The sequence below is a fragment of the Pseudonocardia spirodelae genome, from assembly GCF_037727765.1.
Classification (GTDB): Bacteria; Actinomycetota; Actinomycetes; order Mycobacteriales; family Pseudonocardiaceae; genus Pseudonocardia; species Pseudonocardia spirodelae.
Genome location: NZ_JBBJUP010000020.1, coordinates 83149 through 108173, shown reverse-complemented (window position 1 = coordinate 108173; position 25025 = coordinate 83149). Strand labels below are relative to the sequence as shown.

Sequence of the window (25025 nt, the reverse complement as noted above, 5' to 3'; positions counted from 1 at the left end):
AGGAGGCACCGGGGGCGGTGACCGCTCCGCCGCCCGGACCGGGGCCCGCCCCGGAGCCCGTGCCGGTGCCGGTGCCGGTGTCCACGGGGCCCGTGCCGTCCCCGGGGAGCCCGCCCCCGCCCGGTGCCGCGGTGCCCGGACCGCCGTCGGCACCGGCGGCAGCGGGGTGCCCGGGGGCCGCCGGGGCCACCGGCCGGGACCCGGCCGATCCCGCTCCGTCCGGTGCACCGTGCCCGCTGGGGGCCCGGGTCCCGCTGGTCGTCGCGTCGCCGGAGGGCGGCCGGTGCTCGGCGCCGCTGGTGGCGCCGGTGCTGTCGTCGGTGCTGTCGCCGGTGGTGCCGTCCGTCCCGTGGGGCCCGTCGCTGACGGGTGGGCCGTCGGGGACCCGCCCGCGCCGCCGCTCGCCGCGCACCGTCGCCCCGATCAGCACCCCGGACCCGAGCAGGGCCCCGCCCGCGAGCACCCCGGCCGTCACGGCGATCCCGGCGCCGTCCGGCCCGGAGCCCGTCGCGACGACCGCACCGACGCCGGCCCCGACGCCGCCGGGACCCGCGCCCGGCACCGGGCCGGGGTCCCCCGCCGGGGAGGGCCCGCCGGCTGCGGGTACGCCGGCACCGGGGTCGTCCGGCCCCGGCGGCGACCCGCCGGGGGCCCGCACGTCCGGCCCGCCGACGTCCACCGGGCGCGCCCCGGGCACCCCGGCCGGTCCGCCACCGCTCAGGACGGCCGCGGCGACCCCGCCGAGCCCGAGCCCGCCGAAGGCGACGACCGCGCCCGCACCCGTCGCCGCGCCGGGCGCGTCCCCGGCGGGGACCGGGCCGGGGCCGCCGGGTGGTGGCCCGCCGTCGCCGTCGCGGGTCACGACCGGCGCCGCGGCCCAGCCGGTCCACGGGGCACCCGTGGCGCGGGTGTCGTCGTCGTAGCGGGCCATCAGCTCGGCGGCCCGGCCGGCCGCGTTCCCTCCCGCGGCGTCGGCGGCGGCCCAGTCGTCGAGCAGCGCGGCCCCGGCCGGTGCGGTCTCCGGCGGCCCGGCCGCCGGCGCGGTGGGCATCCGCGCCCGCAGGTCCGCGGCGAGCCCGGCCTGCGCGGCCAGCGCGTCGGCGGTACGCCCGGCGTCGGCGGCGGCGCCGGCGACCCAGCCGCCGAGCGCGCCCAGCGCCCCCGCGACCCCGTCGGCGCCGGTCCCCGTCCAGCCGCCGGGCAGCGCGCGGACCTGCCCGGTGAGCTCGCGGTGGGCGTCGGTGAGGGCCGCGGCGGTGTCGCGCCAGGCCCGCTCCGCGCCCGCCGACGCCGACGGGCCCGGCCCCGCCGCCACCCTCGCGACGATCTCGGCGTGGCTGCGCCCCGCCCAGCGCGGCGTGCTCACCGGACGTCCAGCGACGCGGTGACCGACTCCTCGGTCCCGCGGTAGGCCCGCCCGGCGGCCCCGGCCGCGTCGCGCGCCCGCAGCAGCTCGGCGTGCAGGGCGCGCAGGCGTTCGATCGCGGCGTCCGGCCCGTCGGCGGCGTGCGCGGCGTAGCGGGCGGCGGCCTCGGCGCTGGCGGGGTCGCCGAGCCAGGGCTCGACCCGGCGGGCGTCGGCGTCGAGGGTGCGCAGCGCGGCCGCCAGCCGCGTCGCGGCGCGGTCGAGCGCCCCGGCCGCCCCGGGCGGTGCGGACGGGTCGACGCGCAGGTCCGGGTGGGTGTCGGGCACGGCGGCCTCCGGTGCGGCGGGCGGTCACGGACGCGCGCACGCTAGGACGGCCCCGCGCCGCCGCGCGGGCGTTCCGCGCGGGCCCGTCGCGATCGCGAACCTCCCCGACGACGACACCCCCGCCCGCGCCGGGCGTGCCGGTGCGGACGGGGGTGCGCGTCGCGGGTCAGGCCGCCGGGGCCCGGACCCCGGCCCCGGCCGGGGCGCACCCGCGGAGCGGGCACGGCGGCGGGGCCCAGGGCGTGGCTGCTCCGACGGTCGCGGGAACGGTCCCCGCGAACGGCCACCGGCCTGCGAAACGCTGCAGGTACCAGTAGCAGAACAGGTGGTCCGGCTCCTCCGGGTCGGCGACGAACAGCGTCCGCGGGCCCAGGTCGGTGACCCAGGCTGCGTAGTCGTTCGCGACCTGTCCGGGCGGGCGCGAGGCCCGCCGCGTCAGGAGCCAGTCCTCGGCCCGGGTGCGCCAGCCGGCCAGCGCGGTCGGGTGCAGGGTGGCCCCCGGGAGCTCCCGGAGGTTGGCGGAGAAGGTGCCGATCAGGACCCCGCCCGCGCCGTACGCGGAGGAGGTCAGGGTGAGCAGGGAGTGCGGGCCCGGGATCGGGCCGTCGGTGTGGACGTGCGTCGTGACGTGGATCGACGACGCGGTGTGGGACTCGGGGGGCATGACGGATCCTGTGACGTCTCGGTCGAACTGGGACGGCTCACGGCGCGGCAGGGCCGGCGTGGTGAGGGGATCCGCGGCGCGGTACTCCGCGTGGCGGCAGTTCCGGGCCCCGTGGATCGGGCACACGGGTCGGCTGTGGAGTTGTGACGTGCGTGCCGCGGGCGCCGTTCGACGTGCGCGACAGCACGAACGCTAGGCCGCCGGGGCCCGGCCGGTCAACGGTCCGTGAGCGGACCGCCGCCCGGAGCCACGGCGCGGACCGGGTCGGTCGCGAGCCGCCCCAGTACGAGGACGTCGACGCGGGTGCCGTCGACCGGCCAGGCCTGTCGCAGCCGTCCCTCCGGGGTGAACCCCAGCGCCGCGGCGACGGCGGCGGACGCCCGGTTCGGCTCGGCGTGCAGCCAGGTGACGCGGTGCAGCCCGAGCCCGCCGAACGCGAAGCGGACCACCGCCCCGGCCGCGGTGCCCGCCAGGCCGCGGCCCCGGGCCCCGGGCAGCGTCCAGCAGCGCAGCTCCGCGGTGCCGTGGACGAGGTCCAGCTGCTCCAGGGTGACCTCGCCGAGCATCTCGCCGGTCGTCGGCTCGGCGACGGCCCAGGCGCAGCGGGTGCCGCGGGCCCAGCCGTCGATCCGGTCCGCGACGTGCGCGCTCACCTGCTCGTCGAAGTCCGGGGCGGCCGGGTCCGGACGGTTGCGCCAGCGCCGGATCTCACCGTCCCGGCAGGACGCCGCGACGGCCGGGCGGTCGTCCACCCGGCCGTCGAGGCGCGGTCCGCGCAGGTACCAGGCCCCGGCGTTGATCTCGACGGGGTCCAGCGGGCTCAGTCCTTGATCTCGCAGATCACGGTGCCCTGGGTGACCGAGGCGCCCTGCTCGGCGTCCAGGCCGGTCACGGTGCCGGCCTTGGTCGCGGTGACCGGGTTCTCCATCTTCATCGCCTCCAGGACGACGATCAGGTCCCCGGCCTCGACCGTGTCGCCCTCGGAGACGGCGACCTTGATGATCGTGCCCTGCATGGGCGCGGTGACGGCGTCGCCGGAGGCCTTCGTCCCGCCGCCGCCCTTGCCGCCGCGCTTGCGCGGGGCCGCCTTGGCCGCGCCGCCGCCGGAGCCGCCCCCGCCGAGGGCGAGGTCACCGGGCAGCGAGACCTCCAGGCGTCGCCCGCCGACCTCGACGACGACGGTCTGCCGCTCGCCGGACTCCTCGTCCGCGCCCGCGCCGCCCTCGAACGGGGCGACGGTGTTGTCCCACTCGGTCTCGATCCAGCGGGTGTGCACGGTGAAGTCCTCGAGGGTCTCCGCGGCGTAGGCCGGGTCCTCGACGACCAGACGGTGGAACTCCAGGACGGTCGCCATGCCCTCGACCGTGAACTCGCCGAGCGCGCGCCGCGCCCGCTGCAGGGCCTGCTGCCGGTCGCTGCCCCACACGATCAGCTTCGCCAGCAGCGAGTCGAACTGCCCGCCGATGACCGAGCCGTCCTCGACGCCGGCGTCCATCCGGACACCCGGGCCGGCCGGGTACCAGATCCGCTCGACGGTGCCCGGGGCCGGCAGGAAGTTGCGCCCGGCGTCCTCGCCGTTGATCCGGAACTCGATCGCGTGGCCGCGCGGCTCCGGGTCGCCGTCGAAGTCCAGCTCCTGGCCCTCGGCGATGCGGAACATCTGGCGGACCAGGTCGATCCCGGTGGTCTCCTCCGAGACCGGGTGCTCGACCTGCAGGCGGGTGTTCACCTCGAGGAAGGTGATCATGCCGTCCTGGCCGATGAGGAACTCGACGGTGCCGGCGCCGTAGTAGCCGGCCTCCGTGCAGATGGCCTTCGACGCGTCGTACAGCGTCTTCTTCTGCTCGTCGGTCAGGAACGGCGCGGGCGCCTCCTCGACGAGCTTCTGGAAGCGGCGCTGCAGCGAGCAGTCCCGGGTGCCGACGACGACCACGTTGCCGTGCTGGTCGGCGAGCACCTGGGTCTCGACGTGACGCGGCTTGTCCAGGTAGCGCTCGACGAAGCACTCGCCGCGACCGAACGCGGCGGTGGCCTCGCGGACCGCGGACTCGTAGAGCTCGGCGATCTCCGAGCGCTCGCGGGCGACCTTCATGCCGCGCCCGCCACCGCCGAAGGCGGCCTTGATGGCGACCGGCAGGCCGTGCTCGTCGGCGAAGGCGATGACCTCGTCGGCGTCCTTCACCGGGTCCTTGGTGCCCGGGACCAGCGGGGCGCCGGCCTTCAGGGCGATGTGGCGGGCGGTCACCTTGTCGCCGAGGTCGCGGATCGACTGCGGGGACGGCCCGATCCAGGTGATGCCGGCGTCGATCACGGCCTGGGCGAAGTCGGCGTTCTCCGACAGGAAGCCGTAGCCGGGGTGGATCGCGTCGGCGCCGGCCTGCGTCGCGGCGCCGATGACCTTCTCGATGTCGAGGTAGGACTCGGCGGCGGTGGAGCCGCCCAGCGCGAAGGCCTCGTCGGCGAGCCGGACGAACATGGCGTCGCGGTCCGGGTCGGCGTAGACGGCGACGCTGGCGAGCCCCGCGTCCTTGGCCGCGCGGATCACGCGGACGGCGATCTCTCCCCGGTTGGCGACGAGCACTTTGCGCAGTGCGGGCACGGTGGAACTCCTCCGGTCGCGCGCGCCGGCCCGATGCTCCGGCGCAGGGTTACCGGGGAGTGTAGAAGTCGGGCCCGGCAGAAACCCGGGGAGGGACTGTGGCGATGGCAACGTCTGACCCCATCGGGTGCCGCATGATCGATTCGGAAACGAGACCGCCGTCACCGCGGACGTCCGCGCCACCACCGCGCGAGCACCGGTCGCGGCCGTGGGGCGGTGCGCCCGTCGTAGCGCGACGCGGCCTCGCGGGCGGCGAGCTCGCGCAGCGCCCCGGGGCCGAGCCGCCCGGCCGCGGCCAGCTCACGGGCCAGGTCCCAGCCCTCCCGCTCGGCCCCGTACGGCGCGACACCGGCGAATCGGGCGTCGAACAGCTCCTGCCAGGCCGGGCCCGCACCCGCGGCCAGCAGCGGCCAGGCCGCCGCGACCAGGCCGGCGCGCTTGCGCAGCAGCGCCCGCCGCGTCGCGGCCAGGCGCTGCGGGTCGAACCCGGCCGGGGTCGCGCCGCCCGCGACGAGCGCGGCGACCAGCGCCGCCTGCCGCCGGGCCAGGTCCCCGCCGGACGGGGGCGCGCTCACCGCGGACCGCCCGCCGGCAGCGGCGGGCGGTGCCCGGCCGCCGCCGCGACCGCGTCCAGCTCGGCGCGCAGCCGGGCGGCCGGCGGGTAGCGGCCGTCGCGCTCCAGCATCACCGCGGGCGGCCCGGGCAGTTGCGCGACGGTGTGCGCGAGCAGGTCCAGGACGGCGCCGGGCACCGGGTCGGTGTGGGTGTCGTGGAGCAGCCCGTCGTGCACGGCGCTGCCCGCGACGTGGCAGTACGCGACGGCGCCCGGCGGCAGCCCGGCCAGCAGCGCGTCGATCTCCGCGCGCGGGTCCCGGCCGCGGTTGACCGCGTTGACGTGCACGTTCGCCACGTCGAGCAGCAGCGGCGCGCCGGTGCGGTCGTGCAGCCGGTGCAGGAAGCCGGCCTCGTCGAACTCGTCGTCGGGCCAGTCGAACAGCGCCGCGATCGGCTCCAGTGCCAGCGGTACGGCCAGCTCGGCGCGGGTGCGGGCGACGTTGGCCGCGAGCACGTCGAGGGCCTCGCGGGTGCGCGGCAGCGGCAGCAGGTGCCCGGTCTCGATCCCGCCCGCGCGGGTGAAGGCGATGTGCTCGCTCACCAGCACCGCACCGGTCGCCTCGGCGCAGGCGGCCAGGTGCGCGACCCGGTCCGGGGCGACGCCGTCGGGCGAGCCCGGCGAGAGCCGCACCCCGTGCACGACGACCGGGCGGCGCCGCAGCGACCCCGGGACCGCGCCGGGGTGCAGCGACTCGGCGATCACCTCGTGGAAGCCGAGGCCGTCCAGGTCGTCGAGGACGGCGGCGATGCCCGTCCGCCACCCGACCCCGGTGCCCCGCGGGCCACCGTCCATGCCGACCTCCGGTGAGCGGGCCGTCCCCGCAGCTCTGCACCCCCCTCGGCGGAGCTGCGGGGACGGCGGCCCCGGATCCCCCCGGGGCAGTCCTGTTCCGGCCGTCCGGCCGGCTCTCAGCCGCCGCAGCCGCCCCCGCCGCCGCAGCCGCCGCCCCCGCCGCCGCAGCTGCTGCCGCCGTCGGCGGAGACGCTGCCGCCGGACCCGCCGGTGGCGGGCACCCCGCCGAGGGTGGCCGCCTTCTGCGCGGCGATCTCCTCGGCGAACGCGGGCTCCGCGGCGAGCAGGGCGCCGACCCCGAACGCGCCGACCGACAGCGCCGCCGCGGCCGGCCCGACCGCCGTCCAGTCCGGGCGCATCGACGGGGCGAGCGCGGCGTGCCGGTCGCGCACGACGCCCAGGGCGGCGTCCCCGGCGCGGGTCCGCGCCGGCACCCGGCCGGCGAGCACGACGGCCACCACCGCGGCGATCACGACCAGGACCAGCAGGAAGCCGACCGGGCGGTCGTTGCCGAGGCCGGCGACGACGCGGACCGCGCCCGCGGCGGCGACGAGCGCGATCGGCCAGGCGGCGGCCCGGTGGCGCGAGCGCTCGTCCGGGGACAGCAGCAGCCCCGCGGTCTCGAGCCGCTGCGCGATGCGCACCAGCTCGGTGCGGACCGGCTCGTGGGTGTGCAGCATCCGGCCGGGCGTCAGGCGCTGCGCGGCGCGGTGGATCGCCCGCTGCAGCGGTGTCGCCCCGTGGCCGGGCGGGCGGCCCGCGCGGACCTGGCCGGTCGTCCGGCCGGAGGTGAGCAGGCTGCCGTCGACGTGCATCGCCGACAGCGCGGCGTAGACGGCCAGCTCCGGTCCGCCGTTGAGGTACGCGACGTCCTCGGGGCGACCGTCGAGCGACTGGGCGCCGCGGGGGTCGCCGTGGGCGATCCGCGCGCGCCGGTGCACCCCGGCGGCCACCGTGACCGTCAGCACGACGACGTAGAGGACCAGGAACGTGGACCCCGGGATGCCCCAGGTGTCCCCGGTGAGGTTCGTGCCCATCTCGACCACCCCCTGCGGTGAGGCGACACTTCGTCGTTCGAAGCAGTGTGCGCCCCTTCACTCGTCCGAGTCCCCGATTTGAGCCGGACTTGAGGTTGGGGCGCACACGACGACGGCCGGGGTCACCCAGGGTGACCCCGGCCGTCGCGGGGAGTGGCGATCGGGGGTCAGGCCGTGGCGGCCCGGACCTGGTTCTTGATGCGCGCCAGCATCGCCGCGATGCCGCGCAGCCGCAGCGGGCTGACGGCCTCGGCGAGGCCGAGGTCGGTGTAGAAGTCGTCCGGCACGGCGAGCACGGTCGCGGCCGGCTGCCCGTCGAGCCCGGTCACCATGATCGAGGCGAACCCGCGCGTGGTGGGGGCCTCCTTCGGTGCCGAGAAGAACAGGTGCACCGGCCGGTCGTCGCCGTCCTCCACCTCGACGGCGAGGAACAGCGGCGACTGGCACTCGTGGACCTGCTCCATGGTGTCCGCCGCGTCGGCGTAGCGCTCCGGCAGGTCGGGCAGCTCCTGGGACAGCTCCAGCAGCAGCTGCAGCCGGTCCTTCGGCCCGACCGCGCCGAAGTCGTCGACGAGCTCGGCGAGCTCGGGCGGCAGGCTCACCCGCGCTCCTCGCCCTGGGCGATCGGCACGCGCACCGCGTTGCCCCACTCGGTCCAGCTGCCGTCGTAGTTGCGGACGTGGTCGAAGCCGAGCAGGTGGGTCAGGACGAACCAGGTGTGGCTGGAGCGCTCGCCGATGCGGCAGTACGCGACGACCTCGTCGGAGCCCGACAGGCCCTGCTCCTGCTCGTAGATGGCCGACAGCTCCGCGCGGGTCCGGAACGAGCCGTCCTCGGCGGCGGCACGGGCCCACGGCACGCTCGCGGCGCCGGGGATGTGCCCGCCGCGCACGGCGCCCTCCTGCGGATAGTCGGGCATGTGCAGCTTCTCGCCGGTGTACTCCTGCGGGGAGCGCACGTCGACCAGGGGCTTGCCCAGGTGGGCGAGCACGTCGTCCTTGAAGGCGCGGATCGCGGTGTCGTCGCGCTCGACGACGGGGTAGTCGGCCCGCTCCGGGGCCGGGGCGTCGGTCACCATCTCGCGGCCCTCGGCGACCCACTTGGAACGGCCGCCGTCGAGCAGGCGGACGTCGGCGTGGCCGAACAGGGAGAACACCCACAGCGCGTAGGCGGCCCACCAGTTGTTCTTGTCGCCGTAGACGACGATCGTGGTGTCCCGGCCGATGCCGCGCTCGGACATGATCTCGGCGAAGCGGGTGCCGTCGACGTAGTCGCGGGTGACGGGGTCGTTGAGCTCGGTGTGCCAGTCGACCTTCACCGCGCCGGGGACGTGCCCGGTCTCGTAGAGCAGCACGTCCTCGTCGGACTCCACGACCACCAGGCCGGGGTCCTTGAGATGGTCCGCCAGCCAGGCGGTGGTGACCAGGCGCTCCGGGTGGGCGTACTCGGCGAGCTTCGGGTCGGGGTCGTGTCCGACAGTCATGGCCGCAGGGTAACCACGCGGGCCGGCACTCACACGGGGATGTCGGTCGTGTCCCCGTCGGCGCGCGGTCCGTGGATCCGGCGCTCGGCCTCGGTGATCAGCAGGTCGTTGATGCTGGCCTCCCGGCGGCGCATGAGCCCGTTCTCCGCGAACTCCCAGTTCTCGTTGCCGTAGCTGCGCCACCACCGGCCGTCGGCGTCGCGGCACTCGTACTGGAAGCGGACCGCGATCCGGTCGCCGCCGAAGGTCCACAGCGACTTGCGCAGCGCGTAGTCGCGCTCGCGCTCCCACTTGGCGGTGAGGAAGGCGACGACCTCGGCGCGGCCGTGCAGCCAGGTGTCGCGGTTGCGCCACACGGTGTCCGGTGTGTACGCGAGCGCCACCTTCTCCGGGTCGCGGGTGTTCCAGGCGGCCTCGGCGGCGAGGACCTTGCGCCGGGCCGCGGCCTCGTCGAAGGGCGGGAACGGGGGACGGGACCCGTCAGGCACCGGGGCTCCTCCAGAGGTCGACCACGGACACGCCGACCCCGGCCAGCAGGCGGCGCAGCAGCGGGAGGCTGATCCCGATGACGTTCGACGGGTCGCCGTCGATGCCCTCCACGAACCAGCCGCCCAGCCCGTCGAGGGTGAACGCGCCGGCGACCTTCAGCGGCTCGCCGGTCGCGAGGTAGGCGTCGAGCTCGGCGTCGGTCGGCTCGGCGAAGCGCACCCCGGTGGCGGCGTGCCCCTCGGCCTCCGCCGCGACGGCGCCGCCGGACAGCCGCAGCACCGCGTGCCCGGTCAGCAGCTCACCGGTGCGCCCGGCCATCGCCTTCCAGCGGCGCCGCGCGGTCTCGGGGTCGTGCGGCTTGCCGACCAGCTCGCCGTCGACGAGCAGCATCGAGTCGCAGCCCACGACCACGTGGTCCCCGTCCAGCCGGGTGGCGACGGCCGCGGCCTTGGCCGCGGCCAGCAGGGTCACCTTCGAGGCCGGGTCGGCGTCGGGGTGGGCGTCGAGCAGGGCGTCCTCGTCGACGTCGGAGACCTCGACGGCCGGGTCGGCCCCGGCGGCGCGCAGCACGGACAGGCGGGCGGGGGAGGCGGACGCGAGAACCAGTCGCACGGTCCGACGCTACCGGCCCGTCGCGTGCTCCGGCGACACGCGGCCCGCGTCGGCCGTCGCGTCCCGGCTCACCCGGTGCAGGCGCAGGGCGAGGTGGAGGTGGAAGCGGCCCTCCGGCGTCCGCCACGCCCCACCGAGCAGGTCGTCGACCCGTTCGAGGCGCTGCCGCACGGTGTTCGGGTGCACCGAGAGCGCCTCGGCGGCCGGGGCGAGCAGCTCCCCGGCGGTGAACCAGTGCCAGAGCGTGTCGGCGAGACGGGTGCGCCGCCGCCGGTCGTAGTCGAGCACCGGGCCGAGGTGGCGGCGCACGATCTCCCGCGACGTCGTCCCGGTCCGGTCCCGCACGACCGCCCCGACCGCGCCGAGGGAGGCGAAGTCCGCGTGCCCGGTCCGCCTGCCCAGCGCCCGCGCCGCGGCGGCGACGTCGGCGGCCTCGGCGTGCGCGCGCCGCAGGTCCGACGGGCTCCCGCTCGCGCTGCGCGCGGAGCCGACCAGCGCGGGCGCCCCGGCCGCGGCCAGGCCGTCGGAGACCACGGCGGCCGGGTCGCCCCCGCGGGGACCCGCCGCGATCACGCACACGTGCCCGTCGTGCACCGAGACCAGCCAGCGGAGGGCCCCGTCCAGGGCCCGCACGGCGCGGGCGACCGTCACCGTGTCGACCGGCGGGGCGCCGTCGCGGCCGGTGCCCGGGTCGGTGTCGACGACCAGGACGGTCGCCGGCGCCACGGGGGAGACGCCGTAGGGGGCCAGCCGCGCGCCCAGCGTCGGCCGCGGTGGCACCCGGCTGTCGACGAGCTCCTCGACCAGCGAGGTCTGGGCGGCCTCGTCGGCCTCGGCCAGCGCGCGCTCGACGAGCAGCGCCACCGTCACGAACGCCGAGGCGTGCGCGAGCCGCGCGACGGCGTCGTCGTCGGCCCCCTCCATCACCAGGGTCGCGAGGTGCTCCCCGGCGGTGGTGATGGCGAGCAGGGCGTAGGTCCCGCCGTCGGGCAGGTGCGCGATCGCGACCCCGCCGCCCTGCTGGGAGGTGCGGACCGCGGCCCGCAGCCGGTCGCCGGACAGCTGGTCGGGGGTGAGCAGCCGCCGTCCGGTCCGCAGGGCGCCGGACGGGTCGTGCAGCGACAGCGGGTGGCCGAGCGACTCGGCCAGGACCGAGAACACCCCCGCGGCCTCGGCGGTGGACCCGGCCATGGCCCCCATCAGGCGCTCGTCGAGGTGGACGAGGTGCTCCAGGCGCAGCCGGGCGCCGGGGTCGGAGCCGTCGTCGCGGGTGGTCCGCAGCCGGCGGATCTCCTCGCCGCGCCGGGTCTGCTCGAGCGCGAGTGCGGCCTGCACGGCCATGTGCTCCAGGGCGGCGCGGGCGGCCGGGCCCAGGAGGCGGGGCGTGCGGTGCGCGACCAGCAGCGCGCCGACGACCCGCCCGCCGAGCCGCATGGGGGCGCCCGCGATCGCCCGGACGCCCTCGCCGCGCACGATCGTGTCGATCGCCGCGAGATGGTTCAGGGCCCGGTCGGCCAGGTAGTCCGCGGTCGCGACCGTCTCCGCGCCGGCGGCGGCCCGGCCGAGCACACCGGTGCCGAACGGCATCCGGATCGCCCGGTACTCCGGGGTGCGCACGCCGTCGGTCAGCTCGATCCAGGTGGTGCCGGAGTGCAGCTCGTTGAGGCTGAGGTAGGCCATGTCGGCGTCCAGCAGGGCCCGGGTGCGGCGCAGCACCGCGCCGAGCATGACCTCGCGTTCCCCGACGTTGGCCAGGTCCACCGCGGTGTCGCCGACGGCGGTGAGGACCGCGTCCGGGCTCGGCTCGGGGAACGACGGGACCTGCCGCATGGCGGTGATCCTATGTGTCCGGCTGCCATGTCCTGCGATCAAGACAGGCGCATACGACCATGGACGGTGGGCCCGGGCTTCCCGAGACTGGCCCGGCAACGAGCTGCCAGCACCCCTCCAGTGACGAAGGGACTCCTCATGGCCACGGCGAACAAGCTGAGCGTCATCCCCTGCGGGGCGATGCACGCCAACCTCCCGTTCCTGCTCCTCAAGCCCGGTGTCAGCATCAAGCCACGCGCGGAGAAGGACGCCCCGATCGACTGGGTCGAGGTGCCGACGCACTGCGTCCTGGTCGAGACCGACGAGGGCAAGCTGCTGTGGGACACCAGCTGCCCGTCGGACTGGGAGACCCGCTGGGCGCCGACGGGCCTGCAGGAGTTCTTCCCCTACGACCAGGTCGCCGACGACGAGTACCTCGACAAGCAGCTGCACAAGATGGGCGTGGGTCTCGACGAGATCGACTACGTCGTGCTGTCGCACCTGCACTTCGACCACGCCGGCAACGCCCAGATGTTCAAGAACACGAACGCGAAGATGATCTGCTCGGACAAGGAGAAGGAGTTCGCGCTCGGCTTCGAGGGCCCGTTCAACGGTGCCCACCTCAAGGCCGACTACGAGGGCATCGACTGGGAGATCGTCTCCGGCGACGTCGAGCTGCTCCCCGGGGTCAGCATGATCCAGACCCCGGGCCACACGCCCGGCTGCATGTCGATGCGCGTCGACCTCCCCGACACCGGGACGATGATCTTCACCTCCGACGCGGTGTACATGGGCGAGAGCTACGGCCCGCCCGCCGCGCCCGCCGCGATCGTCAACAACCTCGAGGACTGGTTCTCCTCGGTGGAGAAGCTGCGCGGCATCCAGGAGCAGACGAACGCGCAGATGGTCTTCGGCCACGACGCCGAGCAGATCCACCAGCTGCGCAAGGCACCGGAGGGGTCGTACACCTGATGACGTTCGAGGTTCCCGAGCTCACCGAGGAGACGATCTTCACCTGGGGCGCGCCCCCGCTGAAGTTCGGCGCCGGGGCGATCGACGAGGTCGGTTTCGAGATGTCGGCCTACGACGTGTCGCGGGTCCTGATCGTCACCGACCCGGGGGTGAACGCGCTCGGCGCCCCGCAGCGCCTGGCCGACAACCTGTCCCGCTACGGCATCGAGTCCGAGATCTTCGACGGCGTGCACGTCGAGCCGACCGACGACTCGATGAACAAGGCCACCGAGTACGCCCGCGCGCAGGGCCCGTGGGACGGCTTCGTCGCCGTCGGCGGCGGGTCGGCGATCGACACCGCCAAGGCCATCAACCTGCTCACCAGCCACCCGGGCGAGCTGATGGACTACATCAACAAGCCGATCGGCGGTGCGAAGGTGCCGCCCGGGCAGCTCAAGCCGCTGATCGCCGTCCCGACGACGGCGGGCACCGGCTCGGAGTCCACCGCGATGTGCGTGCTGGACATCCTGTCGATGAAGGTCAAGACCGGGATCAGCCACTGGCGGCTGCGCCCGACCCTGGCCGTCATCGACCCGCTGCTGACGATGACGCTGCCGCCGCAGGTCACCGCGGCGGCCGGGATGGACATCACCTGCCACGCGGTGGAGAGCTACACCGCGCGGTACTACACGACCTTCGACCGCAAGAAGCCCGAGGAGCGGGTGACCTACTGCGGGTCGAACCCGGTCTCGGACCTGTGGTGCGAGAAGGCGATGTCGCTGCTGGCGAAGTCGTTCCGGACGGCCGTCGAGCGCGGCGCCGAGGACGTCGGGGCCCGCTCGGACATGATGATGGCCGCGACGTTCGCCGGGATGGGCTTCGGCAACTCCGGCGTGCACATCCCGCACGCCAACGCCTACCCGATCGCCGGCATGGTCAAGGACTACCGGCCGCAGGGCTACCCGCAGGACGAGGCGATGGTCCCGCACGGGGAGTCGGTGTCGCTGACGGCGCCGGAGGCGTTCCGGTTCTCCTTCGACTCCGCCCCCGAGCGGCACCTGCGGGCGGCGGAGCTGATGGACCCGCGGGCGGACAAGGTGAACGACCCGCGCGAGCAGCTGCCGGGCGTGCTGACCCGGCTGATGCGCGACATCGGCATCCCGAACGGCATCGGCGGCGTCGGGTACACCGAGGCCGACGTCCCCGACCTGGTGCCGGGCACGATGAAGCAGCAGCGGCTGCTCGCGACGTGCCCGCGCACCCCCACCGAGGACGACATCGCCGACATCCTCACGAAGTCCGTCGAGAACTGGTGACCCCCGCGCCCGCCGGTGGACCCGTACGGGGCCACCGGCGGGCGCCGAGGAGAGAGCAGCAGATGCCGATCTACGTCTTCCGGTGCACGTGCGGATCCCGCTTCGAGCACCTCGCGTCCATGTCGGACGACCACACCCCGCCGTGCCCGGTCTGCGGGGGCGGCGAGACCACCAAGGTCCCGGCCGGGTTCGCGCTCGGCGGGCAGGCCAGCCCCGGCCTGTCCAAGGACGAGATGCCGCAGACCTGGAAGGGCGTCTACAACGGCAACAGCGAGTACATCGACTCGATGCGCCGCACCTGGGACCAGCGGCGCCGGCTGGAGGAGAAGTACCCGGAGATCGCCGGGGACCAGCGGCCGATCCTGGCGCACGAGGGCAAGTACCACGACGCCCCGCTGCGGGCCGGGGACATCCGGATCGGCGGCACCGCCCCCATGCCCGGCGCGGGCGTGGCGGCCAAGCAGGGCCACGGCCACGGCCACGGCCACGGCCACGGGCACGGGCACGGCCACACCTCCGCACCGACACCCCCCGCCACCGGCACCACCACCGACTGACCCGCCGGATCCACACCCCCCGGCCGGTCCCCACACCCGTCACGACAGGTGTGGGGACCGGCCAGGGGTGTGGACGCCGGGCCGCGCCGCGCGAGACGGCGTCAGCGGCCGGCGAGGCCGTGCCGGTAGGCGTAGCCGACGGCCTGGGCCCGGTCGCGCAGCCCGGTCTTGGCGAACAGGTGGTTGACGTGGGTCTTCACCGTCGCCTCGCCGACGACGAGCCGCCGGGCGATCTCGGTGTTGGACAGGCCCTCGGCGATCAGGCCGAGGACCTCCACCTCGCGCGGGGTGAGCCCGTCCGGGGGCTCGGCCGGGGTGGCCGGTGCGGACCCGGCGCGGGCGGCGACGAGCCGCGACAGCACGGCGGCGTCGACGGTGGACACGCCGTCCGCGGCCGAGCGCAGGGCGCGGGCGATGGCCTCGGCGTCGGCGTCCTTGGACAGCCAGCCCGAGGCCCCGGCGGCGATGGCGTCGACGACGGCGTCGTCGTCGACGTAGGTGGTGAGCACGACCACCGCGGTGCCCGGGTGCTCCGCGCGCACCCGGCGGGTGGCGGCGACGCCGTCCCCCGCGGGCATCCGCAGGTCGGTGAGCAGCACGTCCGGGGCCAGCCCGGCGACCAGGCCGACGGCCTCGTCACCGCCGGCGGCGGTGCCGACGACCTCGATGCCCTCGAGCAGGCCCAGGACGGTGGCCAGGCCGTCCCGGACGATCCGCTGGTCGTCGGCCAGCACCACCCGCAGCGCGCTCACGGTGCGATCCTGCCGTGTGCGGGCAGCAGCAGGCGCACCCGCCAGCCGTCCGGGGTGGGGCCGGTCTCCAGCTCGGCGCCGACGAGCGCGGCCCGCTCGGCCATCCCGGTCAGGCCGGACCCCGCGCCGTCGCCGGGCGGGGGCGGGGCGCCGGCGACGTCGACGACCTCCAGCTCGGCGCCGTCGCCGTCCTGGCGCAGGGACACCGTGACGGGCGCGCCGGGGGCGTGCTTGCGGGCGTTGGACAGCGCCTCCTGCGCGGTCCGCAGCACGGTCTCGCCCTCGCGGGCGCCCAGCCGCAGTCCCTCGTCGACGTCCACGGTCGCGCCCGGGTGGGCGCGGCCGAGCTCGCGCAGCTCCCCGGCGACGTCCACCGGGCCGGGTCCCTCGCGCAGCGCCCGCACGGCGCGGCGGGCCTCGGTGATGCCGTCGGAGGCGAGCCGCTGGGCCCGCTCGATCTGGGCGACGGTGTCGGGGGCGGCACCGTCGCGCAGCGCCATCAGCCGGGCGCCCTGCAGCTGCACGGCCAGCGCCGACAGCGAGTGGGCGAGCACGTCGTGGACGTCGCGGGCGACCCGGGCGCGGTCGGCGATCGCCTCGGCGCGGGCGTGCTCCTCGCGGGCCCGCGCGTCGGCGACCAGCGCCTTCTCGTGCTCCTCGGCGCGGCGGCGGGCGTCGCGCCGGCCGAAGCCGAACAGCACCATCGCGGTCAGCGCGGCCACCACGAGCAGGACGTCCCACACCGAGCCGTAGGGCCCGACGACGATCGTGGTCACCGCGATCAGCGGCACGTCGACGAGCAGCGCGGCCCGGTAGGGCAGCCGCATCGCCGCGACGAACACGGCCATCATCGGGAACGCCGCCGACGTCGTCCACCCGTCGGACCCGGCCAGCAGCACGATGCCCCCGCCGGCGAGGAACACGCTGGTCAGCACGGTCGCCGGCGGCGAGAGCTCGCGGCGCAGGGCGAACAGCAGCCAGCCGCCGACCGCGGGCACCAGCCCGGCCCAGAGCCAGGCCGGGGCCACGCCCTGCCCGGGTGTGAGGAACAGCAGGGCGAGCACGATCGGCAGCCAGATCAGCGAGACCAGCCGGCGCGGCACCCCGAACAGCGGGGACCGGTCGACGTCCGAGCGGGTGCTCACGGTGTCACTCTGGCACAGCGGGCGCGGTGGCCGGGGCGCTCAGACCGCGGCCCGGGCGCGACGCCCGCGGCCGGGGTGCAGGGGCAGCCCGGCGGCGGCCACCCGGTGGCGCAGCACCAGGCTCTGCACGAGCAGGCTGCCCCCGAAGACCAGCGCGGACGTCGTCGACAGCAGCAGACCGGCCCCGGCGGCCGCGCCGAGGAACCCGGCACCGAGCCGCACCGCGATCGTCAGGGCCCATGCGGCCAGCAGCGCGGCCGAGCCGCTGCGGTACGCCCAGCCGTCGCGGGTGCCGAGCCGGAAGGCGTAGCCGCGCACCGCGCCCAGCCCGGCGACGAGCACGAGCTCCGCGGCGAGCAGGGCGACCCCGGCCGTGGTGACGGCCGGGTGGGCCTGCGCGACGGTCAGCACCCCGATGCCCATGACGACGCACGGCAGCACGAGGTCGCGGCCGCCGACGAACCGCCCGCGGAACTGCTTGACCAGGACCAGGCCGACGATCGCGACCGTGACGACGAGGGAGATGGTGGTGTCCATGGCGACCACGATCGCCCGCGGGAGGGGGCCGTCGCGTCGGCGCCGGGACCGATCCGGGGTGGATCAGCGGGCTCCACCCGGGGGTGGAGACGCCGGCGCCGCGACCCCGTCCCGGCGGTCCCGCACGCGACGACGCCCGGCCGCGGCACGCGGGGTGCCGGGACCGGGCGTCGGTCTGCGGGGTGTCAGCGCGGCAGGCCGGATGCCCGCCAGGCGCCCGGGCCGGCGTGCAGCGGCGCGCGCAGCTGGGCCGCCGGGTGCGACCACGGGTCCGGCGTGCGCACCGGCTCCGGCGGACCGCCGGCGCTCGCCGCCGCCGCGACCACGGCGGTCAGCGCGGCCAGCTCGTGGTCGTCCGGGGCGCCGCGGACCACCCGGAACAGCGCGCGGCGCTGCTCCGGGGACTGCTCGGTGGCCTCGTCGGTGGGCTCCTCGGCGGCCATCAGAGCGGGATGTTCCCGTGCTTGCGGGTCGGGCCCTGCTCCCGCTTCGTGGACAGCATCCGCAGCGCCCGTCCCACGTAGCCGCGGGTGTGCGACGGCGGGACGACCGCGTCGATGTAGCCCCGGTCGGCGGCGATGTAGGGGTTGCAGAGGGTGTCCTCGTAGTCCTGCTGGAGCTCGGCGCGCTTGGTGGCGAGCTCGTCGCCGTCGAGGCCCTTGAGGTCCTTGCGGTACAGGATCGACACCGCACCCTGCGCGCCGGTGACGGCGATCTGCGCGGTCGGCCAGGCGATGTTGACGTCGGCGCCGAGGTGCTTGGAGCCCATGACGTCGTAGGCGCCGCCGTAGGCCTTGCGGGTGATCACGGTGACCTTCGGGACGGTCGCCTCGGCGTAGGCGTAGATCAGCTTCGCGCCGCGGCGGATGATGCCGTTCCACTCCTGGTCGGTGCCGGGCAGGAAGCCGGGCACGTCGACGAAGGTCAGCACCGGGATGTTGAACGCGTCGCAGGTCCGCACGAACCGGGCGGCCTTCTCCGAGGCGTCGATGTCCAGGCAGCCGGCGAACTGGGTCGGCTGGTTGGCGACGATGCCGACGCTGCGGCCCTCGACGCGGGCGTAGCCGATCACGATGTTCGGCGCCCACAGCTCCTGGACCTCGAGGAAGTCCTCGTCGTCGACGACGCGGTTGATGACCTCGCGGATGTCGTAGGGCGTGTTCGCCGAGTCCGGGATCAGCGTGTCGAGCTCGCGGTCGGAGTCGATGATCCCGTCCTCGATCGAGCCCTCGACGGGCTCGGAGGCGGGGAACGACGGCGGCTCGGACAGGTTGTTCGACGGCAGGAAGCTCAGGAGCTGCTTGACGTAGTCCAGCGCGTCGGCCTCGTCGCCGGCCAGGTAGTGCGCGACGCCGGACTTCGAGTTGTGGGCCCGGCCGCCGCCGAGCTCCTCCATGTCGACGTCCTCACCGGTGACGGTCTTGATGACGTCCGGGCCGGTGATGAACATGTGGCTGGTCTCGTCGACCATCACGGTGAAGTCGGTGATGGCGGGGGAGTACACCGCGCCGCCCGCGCACGGGCCCATGATCAGCGAGATCTGCGGGATCACGCCGGAGCTGCGGACGTTGCGGGTGAAGATCTCGCCGTAGAGGCCGAGGGCGACCACGCCCTCCTGGATGCGGGCGCCGCCGCCGTCGTTGATGCCGACGACCGGGCAGCCGATCTTGGCGGCCACGTCCATGACCTTGACGATCTTCTCGCCGTAGACCTCGCCCAGCGCGCCGCCGAACACCGTGGCGTCCTGGGAGAACACCGCGACCGGGCGGCCGTCGATGGTGCCGGTGCCGGTCACGACGCCGTCGCCGAACGGGCGCTTGGCGTCCATCCCGAAGTTCGTGGACCGGTGCCGGGTCAGCGCGTCCAGCTCGACGAACGAGCCGGGGTCGAGCAGCTGGTCGATCCGCTCGCGGGCGGTCTGCCGCCCCTTCGCGTGCTGCTTCTCGACCGCGGCCGCCGAACCGGCGTGGACCGCGTCGTCGAAACGCTGGTAGAGGTCGGCGAGCTTGCCCGCCGTGGTGTGGATGTCGGGCTCTGCCCCACCACTGTCCGGGGTCGCCATCGGCTCCGTTGCGGCGCTCATGAGAGCGGAGCCTAACCCGCGAGTAGCCCCGGCCCGGGGGTGACGTCCGCCGCAGCCGACCGGGGGTCCCCCCGTCGACACCGTTACCGATCCGTGCACGCGCCGCCGTCCGCCGCCGCGTGCCGGGCCGTTACGGTGCGCGGTGATGACGACCGGGACGAACGACGCGGCGGGTGGCCCGCTGGACCAGTACGCGCTGCGGACGGCCGTGCTGCGTCCCGCGGGCGGCTGGGCGGCGCTCGACGTGGTGGCCTCGACCGGCTCGACGAACGCCGACCTGCTCGCCGAGGCCGTCCGCGGTGCCCCCGACCGGTCGGTCCTGATCGCCGAGGACCAGGTCCGCGGCCGCGGCCGGCTGGACCGCACGTGGATCTCCCGGCCCGGGGCGGCGCTGACGATGTCGGTGCTCTGGCGGCCCGAGGGCGTGCCCGCCGACCGGCTGGGCTGGCTGCCGATGCTCGCCGGCGTCGCGCTGGCCGACGCGATCGCGGAGCTGGCCCCGGACCTGCCGGTGGCCCTGAAGTGGCCCAACGACCTGCTGGCCGGGTCGTCGCGGGGCAAGGCCGCGGGGATCCTGGCCGAGATGACCGCGCTGTCCGGCGGCGGGCCGGGGATCGTGCTCGGCATCGGGCTCAACATCTCCACGCCGGGCACCGACCTGCCGTGGGGCGCGACCGCGCTGGCCGTGCACGGGTTCACCGCGACCCGGGCCGAGACGGTCGTCGCGCTGCTCGCGCACCTGCACCGGCGCGAGTCCGCGTGGCGCGCCGCCGGCGGCGACGCCGACGCGTGCGGGCTGCGGCGCGACTACCGTTCCCGCTGCGCGAGCCTGGGGGCGCGGGTGCGCGTCGAGCGCCCGGCCGGGGACCACCTCGTCGGGATGGCCGAGGACGTCGACCCGCAGGGCCGGCTGCTGGTCCACGCCGACGGGGGCGAGCGGGTCGCGGTGGCCGCCGGCGACATCGTCCATCTGCGTCCCGCGGATCACCCGTAGCGCTGACCTGCACATTCGGCTCCGCGCGTCGCGGGCGCGGCACGGCGCGGCCGTCCTACCGTGGGGTCATGGCGTTCCCGGACGACGCTCTCGACGACGGCGAGCACGTCGTGCTGCACGGCCACCCGCACTGGCGCCTGGGCCTGCGCCCGGGCGCGGTGCTCGTCGCGGTCTGCGCGGGCGCCGGGTTCGCCGCGGCCGTCGTCCGGCTGCAGACCTGGGCGCCCGGGGCGTGGCTGGCGCTCGCGCTGCTGGCGGCCGTGGCGGCCGTGCGGTTCACCGTGCTGCCGCTGGCCCGCTGGCGCTCCACCCACCTGATCGTCACCAACCGGCGGATCATGGTCCGCGAGGGGCTGCTGGTGCGCGACGGGATCGACGTGCCGATCGACCGGATCGACGCGGTCCGGGTGCACGCCGGCGCCACGGAGCGCCTGCTCGGCTGCGGCACCCTGCTGCTCGACGTGGCGGGGGAGCGGCTGCGCTTCACCGACGTCCCGGCCGTCGAGCGGGTCCAGGCCCGGCTGCACCGCGAGATCGGGCGCCTCGCCGAGCGGCGCCGCACGGCGGATAAGGAGAGCGAGCACACGGCCCGGCGCGGGTACGCCGACGCCGCGGTCCGGGGCAGGATGGAGGACCCCGCACCGCAGCGAGAGAGGGCAGCCCTGTGAGCACCGGTCTCCCGGCCACGTTCCGCGACCCCGCGCTCCCCGATCGCGTGGAGATCTACGAGGTCGGCCCGCGCGACGGCCTGCAGAACGAGAAGGCCGTCGTCCCGGTGGCGGTCAAGGCGGAGTTCCTCGACCGGCTCGCCGACGCGGGCCTGCGCACGCTGGAGGCGACCAGCTTCGTGCACCCGCGGTGGGTGCCCCAGCTCGCCGACGCCGCCGACCTGCTCGCGGTGCTGGACCGCCGCGCCGGGCTGGACTACCCGGTGCTCACCCCCAACGAGCGCGGCCTGGACCGGGCGATCGAGGCGGGCTGCGACCACGTCGCCGTCTTCGCCTCGGCCACCGAGACCTTCGCGAAGCGCAACCTCAACCGCACCCTCGACGAGCAGTTCGCGATGTTCGAGCCCACCGTCACCCGCGCCGTGCGCGAGGGGCTGCGGGTGCGCGCCTACGTGTCGATGGTGTTCGGCGACCCGTGGGAGGGCGCTGTGGACCCGGACCAGGCGGCCGCGGTCGGCGCGCGGCTGATGGAGATGGGCTGCGACCAGCTCTCCCTCGGCGACACCATCGGCGTCGCGACCCCGGCGCACGTCGGCGCCGTCCTCGACGCCTGCGTCGCCCGCGGGGTCGGGGTGGACCGGCTCGCGGTGCACTTCCACGACACCTACGGCCAGGCGCTGTCCAACACCCTGGCCGCGCTGCGCCACGGCGTCACGACCGTGGACGCCAGCGCGGGCGGGCTCGGCGGCTGCCCCTACGCCGGGTCGGCGACCGGCAACCTCGCCACCGAGGACCTGGTGTGGATGCTCGACGGGCTCGGCATCGCCCACGGCGTCGACCTGCGCGCGCTCGTCGGGACCAGCGTGTGGATGGCCGGGCACCTGGGGCGGCCGTCGCCGTCGCGGGTGGTGACGGCGCTCGCCCCGGAGGACTGAGCGCGCCCGGGGCGGGGGTTCAGGGCTCCTGCGGCGCGCGGACCCCGAACATCCCGGTGAACCGGGACCGGAACACGCAGGTCCCGTCGCGCTCCAGCGTGCCGAGCAGGGTGACCAGCCCCATCGACGGGCGGCTGCGCGAGACGCGGGCGGCCAGCACCTCCATCCGGGCGTGCAGCTCGTCGCCGGCGAACACCGGCGCGGGCCAGGAGATCTCGTCGCCGCCCGGCGAGCCGAGCGAGTCCGCGCGCGACAGCAGGGTGTCGACGTAGGCGCGCATCCACAGCCCCGCGGTGAACCAGCCGGACGCGGCGAGCCCGCCGAACACCCGCTCGCCGGCCACCGGGTCCAGGTGGAACGGCTGCGGGTCGAAGCGGGCGGAGAACGCGACCATCTCGTCGTGGTCGACGACGGTGGTGCCGAGGTCGAACACGGCGCCCGCGGGCAGGTCCTCGAAGTGCAGCTCAGCCACGGAGCACCCCCAGCACCGCGTCGTGCAGCAGACCGTTGCTGGTCAGGCCGTGCCCGCCGGAGAACGTCGGGTTGCCGGCCAGGTCGGTCAGCCGCCCGCCCGCCTCGGCGACGACGGCGGCCGGCGCGGCCAGGTCCCACGGGTTCGCCGCGGGCTCCACGGCGGCGTCGATGACGCCCTCGGCGACGAGCACGTGCTGCCAGAAGTCGCCGAACGCGCGGGACTCCCAGCAGGCCTCGGTGAGCGCGATCCAGCCGTCGCGGGTGGCCGGGGACGGCTCGGCGCGGAAGGTGTCGGTGTTCGTGGTGGACACGTAGGCGTCGGCGACGTCGGCGACGCCGGACACCGCGATCCGCCGCGGCGTGCCCGAGGGCAGGTCCCGCGCCCACGCCCCGGCACCGGCCGAGCCCCACCAGCGGCGGTGCAGCGCCGGGGCGCTCACCACGCCGATCACCGGCACCCCGTCGACGACCAGCGCGATCAGCGTGGCCCACGCGGGCACGCCGCGGGAGAAGTTCTTGGTGCCGTCGATCGGGTCGATCACCCAGCCGCGCCCGCCCGCGTCGACGGTGCCGCCGCGCTCCTCGCCGAGGATCGCGTCGCCGGGGCGCTCGTGGCCCAGCGCGGCGCGGATCGCGTCCTCGGCCGCGGTGTCGGCGTCGGTGACCGGGGTGCGGTCGGGCTTGCGCTCGACCCTCAGGTCGGCCGCGCGGAACCGGGGCAGCGTGATCGCGTCGGCGAGGTCCGCCAGCCGCAGGGCGAGATCCAGATCACCGGGATCGGCGGGCACGCATCGCTCGGGCTTCACGTTGGGCGAGCATGCCAGTCCGTACAGCCGCCGCCCCAGGGGGCCGGAGCCCTATGCTCGGCGAGATGACCACCGTGGTTCTGGCCGAGGACGACGCGGCGATCGCCGAGCCGCTGTCGCGGGCCCTGCAGCGCGAGGGGTACGACGTCGAGGTGGTCGGCGACGGCGTCGGCGCCGTCGACCGCGTCACCGGCGCCCAGGTCGACCTGCTCGTGCTGGACCTCGGCCTGCCCGGCATGGACGGGCTGGAGGTGTGCCGGCGGGTCCGCACGACCCTGCCCGACCTGCCCGTCCTCATGCTCACCGCCCGCACCGACGAGGTCGACTTCGTCGTCGGCCTCGACGCGGGCGCCGACGACTACGTCTCCAAGCCGTTCCGCCTCGCCGAGCTGCTCGCCCGGGTGCGGGCGCTGCTGCGCCGTCGCACCCAGGACGTCGTCGAGGTCGGGGGGCTGCGGATGGAGCTGTCGGGCCGCCGGGTGCTGCTCGACGGCGACGAGGTCACCCTCGCCAACAAGGAGTTCGAGCTGCTGCGGGTGCTGATGACCCACGCCGGGCAGGTCGTGACCCGGGAGGAGATCCTGCACGCCGTGTGGGGCGACGCGGACATGAAGTCGTCGAAGACGCTGGACATGCACATGTCGTGGCTGCGCCGCAAGATCGGCGGCGAGAAGCGCATCGCGACCGTGCGCGGCGTCGGCTTCCGCTACAACGCCGACTGAGCCCGCCCGTGCGCCGCCGGATCCTGATCTCCACGCTGCTGACGGTGGCGCTGACCGCGCTGTTCCTGGGCGGCCCGCTGGCGCTGGCCACCTGGCAGCTGGTCGAGGACTTCACCCGCGCCGAGCTGACCCAGCGCCTGGAGCAGGTGACCGAGACCGTCGAGGAGTACGGCACCGGGGCGCAGTCGCGCCGCCTGGTGGAGGCGGCCATCCCGCCGAACAGCCGCCTGGTCGTGCTGCCGCCGGACGGGGTGCCGATCGCCTACGGCGTGGCCTCGGTCGACGACCCGGTGACCGAGACGCTCCCGTTCGGGCCCGGCGGGATCATGGAGCTGTCCCAGCCGACCTCGGTGATGCGCAGCCAGCAGACGCAGGTCGTCGCCGTCGTCGTGCTGCTGGTCGGGTTCTCGGTGACGGTCGGGACCGGCGTCGCCGTCTACACCGCGCGCCGGCTGTCGGACCCGCTGCGCGACCTGGCCGCCCGCGCGGCCCGGCTCGGCGCCGGGGACTTCCGGCGCTCCCCGGCCCGCTACGACATCGCCGAGCTGGACCGCGTCTCGGAGGTCCTCGACTCCTCGGCCACGGCCCTGTCGCAGCTGCTGCACCGCGAGCGCTCGCTGGTCGGGGACGTGTCGCACCAGCTGCGCAGCCGGATCACCGCGCTGCAGCTGCGCCTGGACGAGCTGGCCTGCCACCCCGACCCGGACGCCCGGCGCGAGGCCAACGCCGCGCTGGAGCAGACCGAGCGGCTCACCGCGGTCCTCGACGACCTGCTGGAGTCCGCGCGGGCCGCCCGCGCGGTCGGTGCCGAGCCGGTGGACCTGGCCGAGGCGGTCGCCGACGCCGAGCGCGAGTGGCGCGGCCCGCTCACCGCGGCCGGGCGCTCGCTGAAGGTCCGGGTGCCCGACGGGCTGCTCGCCCGGGTCACCGCGGCGCGGCTGCGGGAGGCGATCGGGGTGCTCGTCGACAACGCCCTGCAGCACGGCGACGGCCCCGTCACGATCGCGGCGCGGACGGGGGAGAACGCGCTGCTCGTCGAGGTCTCCGACACCGGGCCGGGGGTGCCGGAGGACCTGGTCCCGCACGTGTTCGACCGCGGGATCTCCGCGCAGTCCTCGACCGGTCTGGGCCTGGCGCTGGCCCGCACGCTCGTCGAGGCCGACGGCGGGCGCCTGGAGCTGTCCCGGGCGCGGCCGCCGGTGTTCCGGCTCTACCTTCCGGCCGCGCGCACCGACGACGTCGCGGCGGCGGCCCCGGTGCCCGACCGCACCGGCCCCCGGTAGCGGCCCCGG

27 protein-coding genes and 1 pseudogene are annotated in these 25025 nt (G+C 75.9%); 8 read left to right on the top strand and 20 right to left on the bottom strand.

The window, feature by feature from the left end; all coding sequences use genetic code 11:
• From WJX68_RS21595 to WJX68_RS21535, 13 genes and pseudogenes are all read right to left on the bottom strand, one after another.
• Positions 1-1366: pseudogene (locus tag WJX68_RS21595) on the bottom strand (PPE domain-containing protein); the annotation flags it as partial.
• Positions 1363-1692, bottom strand: a complete 330-nt coding sequence (locus tag WJX68_RS21590; RefSeq protein WP_340293988.1) for a hypothetical protein — start codon at positions 1690-1692, stop codon at positions 1363-1365. The pseudogene WJX68_RS21595 and the gene WJX68_RS21590, both read right to left, overlap by 4 nt.
• Positions 1693-1858: 166 nt before the next feature.
• Positions 1859-2356, bottom strand: coding sequence for a hypothetical protein (locus tag WJX68_RS21585; RefSeq protein WP_340293986.1), 498 nt, complete (start codon positions 2354-2356; stop codon positions 1859-1861).
• A 215-nt stretch (positions 2357-2571) separates the two neighbouring features.
• Complete coding sequence (locus WJX68_RS21580) at positions 2572-3108, bottom strand: GNAT family N-acetyltransferase (protein WP_340293984.1); 537 nt, start codon at positions 3106-3108, stop codon at positions 2572-2574.
• A 68-nt stretch (positions 3109-3176) separates the two neighbouring features.
• Positions 3177-4955: an acetyl/propionyl/methylcrotonyl-CoA carboxylase subunit alpha gene (locus WJX68_RS21575; RefSeq protein WP_340293982.1), complete on the bottom strand. Its 1779-nt coding sequence runs from the start codon at positions 4953-4955 to the stop codon at positions 3177-3179.
• A gap of 161 nt (positions 4956-5116) precedes the next feature.
• Positions 5117-5530 (bottom strand): SCO6045 C-terminal-like domain-containing protein, encoded by a 414-nt coding sequence (locus WJX68_RS21570; RefSeq protein WP_340293980.1) that lies wholly within the window; start codon positions 5528-5530, stop codon positions 5117-5119.
• Positions 5527-6363 (bottom strand): MbnB/TglH/ChrH family RiPP precursor modification enzyme, encoded by an 837-nt coding sequence (locus WJX68_RS21565; protein WP_340293978.1) that lies wholly within the window; start codon positions 6361-6363, stop codon positions 5527-5529. The genes WJX68_RS21570 and WJX68_RS21565 overlap by 4 nt, the downstream gene beginning before the upstream one ends.
• Before the next feature lie 116 nt (positions 6364-6479).
• On the bottom strand, positions 6480-7400 hold the full coding sequence (locus WJX68_RS21560; RefSeq protein ID WP_340293976.1) for a TIGR04222 domain-containing membrane protein: 921 nt from the start codon (positions 7398-7400) through the stop codon (positions 6480-6482).
• Between the two features lie 167 nt (positions 7401-7567).
• Positions 7568-8002 (bottom strand): SufE family protein, encoded by a 435-nt coding sequence (locus WJX68_RS21555; RefSeq protein WP_340293974.1) that lies wholly within the window; start codon positions 8000-8002, stop codon positions 7568-7570.
• Positions 7999-8883 carry a sulfurtransferase gene (locus WJX68_RS21550; RefSeq protein ID WP_340293972.1) on the bottom strand — a complete coding sequence of 295 codons (885 nt, stop codon included), beginning with the start codon at positions 8881-8883 and terminating at the stop codon, positions 7999-8001. The genes WJX68_RS21555 and WJX68_RS21550 overlap by 4 nt, the downstream gene beginning before the upstream one ends.
• 29 nt (positions 8884-8912) lie before the next feature.
• A complete protein-coding gene (locus WJX68_RS21545; protein ID WP_340293970.1) occupies positions 8913-9371 on the bottom strand; it encodes a nuclear transport factor 2 family protein in 459 nt (152 codons plus the stop codon).
• Complete coding sequence (locus tag WJX68_RS21540) at positions 9364-9984, bottom strand: Maf family protein (protein WP_340293968.1); 621 nt, start codon at positions 9982-9984, stop codon at positions 9364-9366. Before WJX68_RS21540 ends, WJX68_RS21545 begins: the two co-directional genes overlap by 8 nt.
• 9 nt (positions 9985-9993) lie before the next feature.
• Positions 9994-11814, bottom strand: coding sequence for a helix-turn-helix domain-containing protein (locus WJX68_RS21535; RefSeq protein WP_340293966.1), 1821 nt, complete (start codon positions 11812-11814; stop codon positions 9994-9996).
• A gap of 138 nt (positions 11815-11952) precedes the next feature.
• On the opposite strand from WJX68_RS21535, the gene WJX68_RS21530 reads away from it, so the two are divergent.
• The 3 genes from WJX68_RS21530 (at position 11953) to WJX68_RS21520 (ending at position 14617) form a co-directional block, all read left to right on the top strand.
• Positions 11953-12765, top strand: a complete 813-nt coding sequence (locus WJX68_RS21530; RefSeq protein ID WP_340293964.1) for an N-acyl homoserine lactonase family protein — start codon at positions 11953-11955, stop codon at positions 12763-12765.
• Positions 12765-14060, top strand: a complete 1296-nt coding sequence (locus tag WJX68_RS21525; RefSeq protein WP_340293962.1) for a hydroxyacid-oxoacid transhydrogenase — start codon at positions 12765-12767, stop codon at positions 14058-14060. Before WJX68_RS21530 ends, WJX68_RS21525 begins: the two co-directional genes overlap by 1 nt.
• A gap of 62 nt (positions 14061-14122) precedes the next feature.
• Positions 14123-14617, top strand: a complete 495-nt coding sequence (locus WJX68_RS21520; protein WP_340293960.1) for an FmdB family zinc ribbon protein — start codon at positions 14123-14125, stop codon at positions 14615-14617.
• Positions 14618-14718: 101 nt separating this feature from the next.
• On the opposite strand, the gene WJX68_RS21515 is transcribed toward WJX68_RS21520, so the two are convergent.
• The 5 genes from WJX68_RS21515 to WJX68_RS21495 form a co-directional block, all read right to left on the bottom strand.
• Entirely contained in the window at positions 14719-15369 is a 651-nt protein-coding gene (locus WJX68_RS21515) for a response regulator (RefSeq protein ID WP_340293958.1), read from the bottom strand.
• Positions 15366-16514: a sensor histidine kinase gene (locus WJX68_RS21510; protein ID WP_340293956.1), complete on the bottom strand. Its 1149-nt coding sequence runs from the start codon at positions 16512-16514 to the stop codon at positions 15366-15368. Before WJX68_RS21510 ends, WJX68_RS21515 begins: the two co-directional genes overlap by 4 nt.
• A 39-nt stretch (positions 16515-16553) precedes the next feature.
• Positions 16554-17051 (bottom strand): hypothetical protein, encoded by a 498-nt coding sequence (locus WJX68_RS21505; RefSeq protein WP_340293954.1) that lies wholly within the window; start codon positions 17049-17051, stop codon positions 16554-16556.
• A gap of 185 nt (positions 17052-17236) precedes the next feature.
• A complete protein-coding gene (locus WJX68_RS21500) occupies positions 17237-17494 on the bottom strand; it encodes an acyl-CoA carboxylase epsilon subunit (protein WP_340293952.1) in 258 nt (85 codons plus the stop codon).
• Positions 17494-19134 carry an acyl-CoA carboxylase subunit beta gene (locus WJX68_RS21495; RefSeq protein WP_340293950.1) on the bottom strand — a complete coding sequence of 547 codons (1641 nt, stop codon included), beginning with the start codon at positions 19132-19134 and terminating at the stop codon, positions 17494-17496. The genes WJX68_RS21500 and WJX68_RS21495 overlap by 1 nt, the downstream gene beginning before the upstream one ends.
• A 145-nt stretch (positions 19135-19279) precedes the next feature.
• On the opposite strand from WJX68_RS21495, the gene WJX68_RS21490 reads away from it, so the two are divergent.
• The 3 genes from WJX68_RS21490 to WJX68_RS21480 all read left to right on the top strand — a co-directional run bounded on the left by WJX68_RS21490 (position 19280) and on the right by WJX68_RS21480 (position 21731).
• Entirely contained in the window at positions 19280-20128 is an 849-nt protein-coding gene (locus tag WJX68_RS21490) for a biotin--[acetyl-CoA-carboxylase] ligase (protein WP_340293948.1), read from the top strand.
• Positions 20129-20196: 68 nt separating this feature from the next.
• Positions 20197-20796: a PH domain-containing protein gene (locus WJX68_RS21485; RefSeq protein ID WP_340293946.1), complete on the top strand. Its 600-nt coding sequence runs from the start codon at positions 20197-20199 to the stop codon at positions 20794-20796.
• Positions 20793-21731: a hydroxymethylglutaryl-CoA lyase gene (locus WJX68_RS21480; protein WP_340293944.1), complete on the top strand. Its 939-nt coding sequence runs from the start codon at positions 20793-20795 to the stop codon at positions 21729-21731. Before WJX68_RS21485 ends, WJX68_RS21480 begins: the two co-directional genes overlap by 4 nt.
• A gap of 19 nt (positions 21732-21750) precedes the next feature.
• Here the strand turns inward: WJX68_RS21480 and WJX68_RS21475 are convergent, their stop codons facing one another.
• Together WJX68_RS21475 and WJX68_RS21470 are read right to left on the bottom strand one after the other, a co-directional pair.
• Complete coding sequence (locus WJX68_RS21475) at positions 21751-22203, bottom strand: MaoC/PaaZ C-terminal domain-containing protein (protein WP_340293942.1); 453 nt, start codon at positions 22201-22203, stop codon at positions 21751-21753.
• The gene (locus WJX68_RS21470; RefSeq protein WP_340293940.1) at positions 22196-23011 is read right to left on the bottom strand and encodes an inositol monophosphatase family protein; all 816 of its coding nucleotides are present in this window, start codon (positions 23009-23011) and stop codon (positions 22196-22198) included. The genes WJX68_RS21475 and WJX68_RS21470 overlap by 8 nt, the downstream gene beginning before the upstream one ends.
• Before the next feature lie 65 nt (positions 23012-23076).
• Here WJX68_RS21470 and WJX68_RS21465 point away from each other — a divergent pair, with 65 nt between their 5' ends.
• On the top strand, positions 23077-23733 hold the full coding sequence (locus WJX68_RS21465) for a response regulator transcription factor (protein WP_340293938.1): 657 nt from the start codon (positions 23077-23079) through the stop codon (positions 23731-23733).
• An 8-nt stretch (positions 23734-23741) separates the two neighbouring features.
• A complete protein-coding gene (locus tag WJX68_RS21460; RefSeq protein ID WP_340293936.1) occupies positions 23742-25016 on the top strand; it encodes a sensor histidine kinase in 1275 nt (424 codons plus the stop codon).
• Positions 25017-25025 lie beyond the last annotated feature (9 nt).